Annotated in this window: 8 protein-coding genes and 1 pseudogene; 1 reads left to right on the plus strand and 8 read right to left on the minus strand. The window is 65.0% G+C overall.

Features of this window, described 5'->3' with window-relative positions:
* Positions 1 to 68 precede the first annotated feature (68 nt).
* Positions 69 to 1,460, minus strand: coding sequence for a DegQ family serine endoprotease (locus DYI24_RS16825; RefSeq protein ID WP_164573120.1), 1,392 nt, complete (start codon positions 1,458 to 1,460; stop codon positions 69 to 71).
* Between the two features lie 83 nt (positions 1,461 to 1,543).
* Positions 1,544 to 1,933: a winged helix-turn-helix transcriptional regulator gene (locus DYI24_RS16830; protein WP_012496643.1), complete on the minus strand. Its 390-nt coding sequence runs from the start codon at positions 1,931 to 1,933 to the stop codon at positions 1,544 to 1,546.
* 116 nt (positions 1,934 to 2,049) lie between these two features.
* On the opposite strand from DYI24_RS16830, the gene DYI24_RS16835 reads away from it, so the two are divergent.
* On the plus strand, positions 2,050 to 3,066 hold the full coding sequence (locus tag DYI24_RS16835; protein WP_164573121.1) for a zinc-binding alcohol dehydrogenase family protein: 1,017 nt from the start codon (positions 2,050 to 2,052) through the stop codon (positions 3,064 to 3,066).
* Between the two features lie 288 nt (positions 3,067 to 3,354).
* On the opposite strand, the gene DYI24_RS16840 is transcribed toward DYI24_RS16835, so the two are convergent.
* The 6 genes and pseudogenes from DYI24_RS16840 to DYI24_RS16865 all read right to left on the minus strand — a co-directional run.
* Complete coding sequence (locus DYI24_RS16840) at positions 3,355 to 4,149, minus strand: SDR family NAD(P)-dependent oxidoreductase (protein ID WP_164573122.1); 795 nt, start codon at positions 4,147 to 4,149, stop codon at positions 3,355 to 3,357.
* A 538-nt stretch (positions 4,150 to 4,687) separates the two neighbouring features.
* Positions 4,688 to 5,107 (minus strand): 50S ribosomal protein L17, encoded by a 420-nt coding sequence (gene rplQ / locus DYI24_RS16845; protein WP_107345069.1) that lies wholly within the window; start codon positions 5,105 to 5,107, stop codon positions 4,688 to 4,690.
* 156 nt (positions 5,108 to 5,263) lie between these two features.
* A complete protein-coding gene (locus tag DYI24_RS16850) occupies positions 5,264 to 6,283 on the minus strand; it encodes a DNA-directed RNA polymerase subunit alpha (protein WP_107345070.1) in 1,020 nt (339 codons plus the stop codon).
* A gap of 134 nt (positions 6,284 to 6,417) precedes the next feature.
* Entirely contained in the window at positions 6,418 to 6,807 is a 390-nt protein-coding gene (gene rpsK / locus DYI24_RS16855; RefSeq protein WP_011158772.1) for a 30S ribosomal protein S11, read from the minus strand.
* A 130-nt stretch (positions 6,808 to 6,937) separates the two neighbouring features.
* Positions 6,938 to 7,306 (minus strand): 30S ribosomal protein S13, encoded by a 369-nt coding sequence (gene rpsM / locus DYI24_RS16860; protein ID WP_011158773.1) that lies wholly within the window; start codon positions 7,304 to 7,306, stop codon positions 6,938 to 6,940.
* A 188-nt stretch (positions 7,307 to 7,494) separates the two neighbouring features.
* Positions 7,495 to 7,730 (minus strand): annotated as a pseudogene (locus tag DYI24_RS16865) (adenylate kinase); the annotation flags it as partial.

The raw sequence follows: 7,730 nt of genomic DNA on the forward strand, positions 1-7,730 counted from the left end.
GACGTGGGGCGAAGTCAGTGCCGGAATTCATCGGCAGAGCTCTCTGGAGGGCGTCGTGTCCCGAAGGGCTATCCGCCCAGGGTGACTTGGATCTGCTGGCCGCCGCGGACCAGCATGATGCGCCACAGCCGCGCCGTCTGGCCGGCGACGCGTTCGAGGTCGCTGGTCTTGGCGATGCGGGTGTTGTTGACCGCAACGATGATGTCGCCCTTCTGGAAGCCGACATTCGCCGCCGTGCTGTCTTCTGGAAGCTCGGTGACCACGACGCCTTCGACGCTCGGATCGAGCCGCATTTCGTCGGCGATCGCCGGCGAGATGTTGGCGATCTTGGCGCCCTGGAACGGCGAGCGCGCGGTGATCACCAGCTCGTCGCGGCCGGAGTCCGGCGCGGTCTCGAGCGGGATCGACAGCTTCACCGCCTTGCCGCTGCGCTGCACGTCGAGCTGCGCGGCACCGCCGAGCGGACGGGTGGCAAAGCGATAATCGAACGCATTGGGATCATCGATCGCAAAGCCGTCGATCGACACGATCAAGTCGGACAGCTTCAGCCCTGCCCGCTCCGCCGGGCTGCCCTTGGTAACGCTGGCGACCAGCGCACCGCCCGGCCGCTTCAGCCCGAGGGTTTCGGCGATCTCCGGCGTCACCGCCTGCAGCCGCGCGCCGAGCCACGGCCGCTTCACGGCCTTGCCGCCGCTCTTGGCGGAGGCGACCACGACGCGCACCATGTTGGCGGGGATCGCAAAGCCGATGCCCTGCGAGCCGCCCGAGCGCGAGAAGATCGCGGTGTTGATACCAACCAGCTTGCCCGAGACATCGACCAGCGCGCCGCCGGAATTGCCTGGATTGATCGCCGCGTCGGTCTGGATGAAGAACTGATAGTCGGTGATGCCGACCTGGGTCCGCGCGAGCGCCGAGACGATGCCGTGCGTCACGGTCTGACCGACGCCGAACGGGTTGCCGATCGCCAGCACCACGTCGCCGACCATCAGGTCGTCGGAGTTGGCGAAGTCGAGCGTGGCAAACTTCTCCTTGGTGTCCTTCAGCCGCAGCACCGCCAGATCGGTGCGGCTGTCCTTCAGCACGATCTCGGCCTCGAACTCGCGCTTGTCTGCGAGCGCGACCTTGACCTGATCGGCGCCCTCGATGACGTGGTTGTTGGTGACGACCAGGCCCGAGGCATCGACCATCACGCCCGAGCCGAGCGAGCGCTGGATCTGCTCCGGCTGGCCGGGCACGCCGAAGAACCGGCGGAAGATCGGATCTTCCAGCAGCGGATTGCGGTTCTGCACCACCTTGGCGGCATAAACGTTCACGACCGCCGGCTGCACGTGCTGCACGATCGGCGCGTAGGACAGCTTCAGCTCCGCCGGCGACGACGGCACCCGCCGATCCTGCGCCGCGAGCGGCGTGGTGAGGGCGAGTGACACACAGAGGACGGCGAAGGTGCGGATCGGGTTCATGCGGGAATCCGTTACAGGGGGCATCGATGGCGCAGCAGATATAGTCCGCCGGCCCAGCCAGGAGAAGGAAAAGCGGCCGGCGCTCACGCCGGCTGAGCCTCGGCGGTTTCGGACGGCGGCTCGGCGGCGCGCGGCGCGAGCTGCTGCTGGCGGGCGCGGTGTTCCTCACCCCAGCGCTTGAGCGCGTCGATCACCGGGCGCAGCCGCTCGCCGGTTTCCGACAGCGCGTATTCCACCCGCGGCGGCACCTCGGCGAACACCTCGCGGGTGATCAGGTCGTCGTCTTCCAGAGCGCGCAGCTGCTTGGTCAGCATCCGCTGGGTGATGCCCGGCATCCGCCGGCGCAGCTCCCCGAAACGCAGCCGGCCGTCCTGCAGATGGTACAGGATGACGCCCTTCCACTTGCCGTCGATCAGGTCGAGCGTCACCTCGACCGAGCAGCCCGGCGCGCAGGCAAAGTTGCGACGTTTCATGCGGAGTGGCCCAATAGTATCCGATCGGTGACTATATCCCCGAAACGACAGTACTTGCAATAAAGGCCGGTGAAGGCGACCTTGCACGGCGACAAACGCCCTACACGGAGCCCACCATGAAAGCTGTCGGCTACACCAAGAGCCTCCCGATCGAAGATCCGGAGGCGCTGCTGGATCTCCAACTGCCCACGCCCGAACCGGGTCCACGCGACCTGCGGGTTGCGGTGAAGGCGATCTCGGTCAATCCGGTCGACTTCAAGGTGCGCAAGCGCGCCGCCCCACCCGCCGGCGAACACAAGATCCTCGGCTACGACGCAGCCGGCGTGGTCGAAGCGGTCGGCGCCGAGGTGACGTTGTTCAAGCCCGGCGACGAGGTGTTTTACGCCGGCTCGATCCAGCGGCCGGGCACCAACGCCGAACTGCATCTGGTCGACGAGCGCATCGTCGGCCGCAAGCCGAAGACGCTTGGGTTTGCCGAAGCCGCAGCGCTGCCGCTGACTTCGATCACCGCTTGGGAATTGCTGTTCGACCGGCTCGGCGTGGTGCCGAGCAAGGCGTTCGATCCGCGCACGCTGCTGATCGTCGGCGGCGCCGGTGGCGTCGGCTCGATCCTGATCCAGCTCGCGCGGCGGCTTACCGGACTGACCATCATCGCCACGGCGTCGCGGCCCGAAACGCAGGCATGGTGCCTCGACCTCGGCGCCCACGCCGTGATCGATCACTCCAAGCCGATGAAGCCGCAGGTCGACGCGCTGAAGCTGCCGCCGGTCGCGCTGATCGCCAGCCTCACCGGCACCGAGGGGCACTTCGCCGGCCTGATCGATATCCTGGCGCCGCAGGGCAAGATCGGCCTGATCGACGATCCGGCGGCGCTGAACCCGATGCTGCTGAAGCCGAAATCGGCGTCGCTGCATTGGGAAGCGATGTTCGCCCGCTCCTCGTACCAGACCGCCGACATGATCGCGCAGCACGACCTGCTCGACGAGGTCGCCGGCCTGATCGACACCGGCGTGCTACGGACGACCCATCAACAGACCTTCGGCACCATCACCGCCGCCAACCTGAAACGCGCACATGCGTTGCTGGAGAGCGGCACGTCGATCGGGAAGATTGTGCTGGAGGGGTGGGGTTAGGCGCTCTTCAACGAGCGCCGTGCCAGCGTCGCCCTCACCCCACCCCTCTCCCGCAAGCGGGAGAGGGAGCAGGCTGCCGATGCGGCAAGGTCGGGGCCGAACGTAAGAATCGTCTGCCCACCGTTGTAGACTCGTCGACGCTGCACGGCTCATTCGATGGCGTCGTGCTAATCAACATTGTTGTTGTCCCGAGCGCCTGCCCGAGTGGCGGCGGGCTCCCTCTCCCGCATGCGGGAGAGGGTTGGGGTGAGGGCTGCCGCGGGCAGTGACTCGACACCCCTTCTCCAACTACGCGATCGTCTGCAGCAGGCCGCCTTCGGCCCGCAGTGCGGCGCCGTTGGTGGCGGCGGATTCCTTGGAGCTGACATAGACCACCATGTTGGCGATCTCTTCGACGGTGGCGAAGCGCTGGATCAGTGAGCCGGGGCGATGCTGCTTGATGAAGTTGGCGGCGGCTTCGCTCTCCGACTGGCCGTTCTGCTTGGCAAGATCGGCCACGAAGGTCTGCACGCCCTCGCTCATCGTCGGACCGGGCATCACCGCATTGACAGTGACCGCAGTGCCGCGGGTGAGTTCGGCGAGGCCGCGGGAGACCGAGAGCTGCGCGGTCTTGGTCATGCCGTAGTGGATCATCTCCTGCGGAATCATCAGAGCGGATTCCGAAGCAATGAAGACGATGCGGCCCCAGTTACGCTTCAGCATCGCCGGCATATAGGCACGCGACAGCCGCACGCCGCTCATCACGTTGACGTCGAAGAAGCGCTGCCAGTCTTCGTCCGGAATATCGAAGAACGGCTTCGGCTCGAAGATGCCGGTGTTGTTGATCAGGATATCGACGTCGGGCTGGGCCGCGACCAGTTTGGCACAGCCACCCGCGGTCGAGACGTCGGCCGCCACGCCGGTGATCTTGCCGCCCTTGGCGACCTTGGAAACTGCGGCGACCGCTGCGTCGACCTTGGCCTGGCCGCGGCCGTTGATCACCACATGGGCGCCGGTCGCGGCGAGGCCCTTGGCGATGGCGTGGCCAATGCCGGCGGTCGAGCCGGTGACGAGCGCGGTCTTGCCGGAAAGATCGATGTGCATGGAGTACTCCCGTTTTCAATCATCAACGTTGATGACGGAAGTAACGATCAGGACCGCCGATCGCCAGCGCCAGACACGAGGACGTGCGCCCTCGCCCACCAGCCGTCATCGCCCGCGAAGGTGGGCGACCCAGTATCGCAGAGCCTTCATGCTCATCACCGGCGCTCTGGAATACTGGATCCCCGCATGCGCGGGGATGACGGCTGATGCTGGGGCACATTCAGCCCCCAAGGGATCGGGCTTCCTTAGAGCATCTCTGCTTTTGACAGAATCAGGACCGAACTTCCTAGCGGTCGCAGCTTGTACAGAGTGAGGAGGCGCGAAGCGCCGTCTCGAACCATGCGCCGCAGGCGATGTGGCTCCTCATCCTTCGAGACGCCCGGCTTTGCCGGGCTCCTCAGGATGAGGACTTCGGACGCTTGGCAAAGGCCAAATCCGCTTCAATCAATCGATGAAGCGCTCTAGCGGCATACGCTCAACGAAAAAGGCGGCGCCTTGCGGCACCGCCCTTTGAAAACTCAGACTGGAAGGAAGCCGCTTACGCCGCTTCGGCTTCGCTGCTGTCCTGCGTCGGGCCCGAATCCTTGCCCTTGGCGTCTTCGTCCCGATCGACGAATTCGATCACCGCCATCGCGGCGTTGTCGCCGTAGCGGAAGCCGGCCTTGATGATGCGGGTGTAGCCGCCGTTGCGATCGGCGTAGCGCGGCGCCAGCACGTCGAACAGCTTCTTGACCTGCTCGATGTCGCGCATTTCGGCGATCGCCTGGCGGCGCTTGTCGAGGCCGCCCTTCTTGCCGAGGGTGACCAGCTTCTCGACGATCGGCCGCAGTTCCTTGGCCTTCGGCAGCGTGGTGACGATCTGCTCGTGCTTGATCAAAGCGGCGCACATGTTGGCGAACATCGCCTTGCGGTGTTCGGCCGTGCGGTTGAGCTTCCGATGAACCTTGCCGTGCTTCATGTTGTCAGTCCTTCACTCGATGATACCCGACGGTTCGTCGGAGTTGCAGGCGGGCTACCTGCGTTCGCCCTGGTGGAGCCTCCCCCTTCGAGAGCGGCAGCGCCGCTCCTTCAGGACGAGGAAGAGGCCTCATGGCGAACCATGAGGCCGAGTTGCTTAGTAGTGATCTTCGAAGCGCTTGGCGAGCTCGTCGATGTTCTCCGGCGGCCAGCCCGGCACTTCCATGCCGAGATGCAGGCCCATCTGCGCCAGCACTTCCTTGATCTCGTTCAGCGACTTGCGGCCGAAGTTCGGGGTGCGGAGCATTTCCGCTTCCGACTTCTGCACCAGGTCGCCGATGTAGACGATGTTGTCGTTCTTCAGGCAGTTCGCCGAACGCACCGACAGCTCGAGCTCGTCCACCTTCTTGAGGAAGGCCGGGTTGAAGGCGAGATCCGGAATGATCTCCTGAGTGACTTCCTTGCGCGGCTCTTCGAAGTTGACGAAGACGTTGAGCTGATCCTGCAGGATGCGGGCGGCGAACGCCACCGCGTCCTCCGGCGAGATCGCGCCGTTGGTCTCGACCGTCATGGTGAGCTTGTCGTAGTCGAGGATCTGGCCCTCGCGGGTGTTCTCGACCTTGTACGACACCTTGCGAACCGGCGAGTACAGGCTGTCGACCGGGATCAGGCCGATCGGCGCGTCCTCGGGACGGTTGCGCTCGGCGGCGACGTAGCCCTTGCCGGTGTTGACGGTGAACTCCATGCGGATCTCTGCGCCGTCGTCCAGCGTGCAGAGCTGCAGGTCGGGGTTCAGCACGACGATGTCGCCGACGGTCTGGATGTCACCAGCGGTGACGACGCCCGGCCCCTGCTTCTTTACGACCATCCGCTTCGGGCCTTCGCCCTGCATCTTCAGCGAGATGTCCTTGATGTTCAGCACGATGTCGGTGACGTCCTCGCGCACGCCGGCGATCGAGGAGAACTCGTGCAGCACGCCGTCGATGTGGACCGACTGCACCGCCGCGCCCTGCAGCGACGACAGCAGCACGCGACGCAGCGCGTTGCCGAGCGTCTGGCCGAAGCCGCGCTCGAGCGGTTCGGCGACCAGCGTCGCGAACCGGGTGGCATCGCTCCCGGGGGTGACCTGGAGCTTGTTCGGCCGAATCAATTCCTGCCAATTTTTCTGGATCGTCACTGTGTCACCTTCCTGGCCAGGCGATCGAAGCCGGGGCCCCGGCGCGTCGCTGCTAGCATTGGAAACTGCGGATCAATCCGCGGGAAACAACGAATGGAATCGCCGGCGGGGTGAACACCGCCGGCGAACAAAACTCAGACGCGACGACGCTTACGCGGACGGCAACCGTTGTGCGGGATGGTGGTGACGTCGCGGATCGAGGTCACCGTGAAACCCGCCGCCTGCAGCGCGCGCAGCGCCGACTCACGGCCCGAACCGGGGCCCGCCACCTCGACTTCGAGGGTGCGCATGCCGTGCTCCTGCGCCTTCTTGGCGACGTCCTCGGCCGCGACCTGCGCAGCGTACGGGGTCGACTTGCGCGAGCCCTTGAAACCCATCGTGCCGGCCGACGACCAGGCAATCGCATTGCCCTGCGCGTCGGTGATGGTGATGGTGGTGTTGTTGAACGACGAATTCACATGCGCGATGCCGGAGGCGATGTTCTTGCGCTCGCGACGGCGAATGCGGGTGGCGTCCTTGGCCATAGTCTACCTTTCTACGTGATCTCAACGCCGCCGTAACACCAGCGGCTCCACCGAAACGACGAATGGCGAACAACGAGTGGCGAATAGGGGAAGCCCCCTACTCGCCATTCGCCATTCGCAACTCGCAAACTTACTTCTTCTTGCCCGCGATCGCCTTCGCCGGACCCTTGCGGGTGCGGGCGTTGGTGTGGGTGCGCTGACCGCGCACCGGCAGGCCGCGACGATGACGCAGGCCGCGATAGCAGCCGAGGTCCATCAGACGCTTGATGTTCATGCCGGTCTCACGGCGAAGGTCACCCTCGACCAGATAGTCGCGGTCGATCACTTCGCGGATCTGCAGCACCTCGGCGTCGCTGAGCTGATTGACGCGACGATCGAGCGGGATCTTCACCTTCTCCAGGATGTCGGCCGCGTTCTTCTGGCCGATGCCATGGATGTACTGAAGCGCGATCAGCACGCGCTTGTTGGTCGGGATATTCACGCCGGCTATACGGGCCACAGACTTCTCTCCTGTCACCGACCGAAACGGGCCGGTCAATTCCTTGCTAACTCGGGCTGGCGTTCACAAACGCGAACACGACGCCGACCCCTCGCTCAGTTTTGGGGCCCGGCATCGTCTGAAACAATCCGACGGGATTTCGGGCCTTATTAAAGGATTCAGTTTCGCTTCGTCAACCGAATCCCAATTCAAGCTCGCTTCTTCGTGACCTTTTTGGCCTTCTTGTTGCCGCGCGCCGGGGCCTTGGCAACCGCCTTGGCCTTCGAGGTCGCGGCGGCCTTTTGGGTCGCCTTCTTGCCAGCCGCCTTCTTACCGGCTGCCGGTTTGGCCGCGCCCTTGGCGGCCTTCACGACTGCCTTGGCGGCCTTTTTGCCAGCCTTTGCAACGGCTTCGGCCGCCTTCTTCAGACCGGCCTTCGCGGTCT

It is taken from the genome of Rhodopseudomonas sp. BR0C11, from assembly GCF_010820945.1.
In the GTDB taxonomy this organism is placed as follows: domain Bacteria; phylum Pseudomonadota; class Alphaproteobacteria; order Rhizobiales; family Xanthobacteraceae; genus Rhodopseudomonas; species Rhodopseudomonas palustris_H.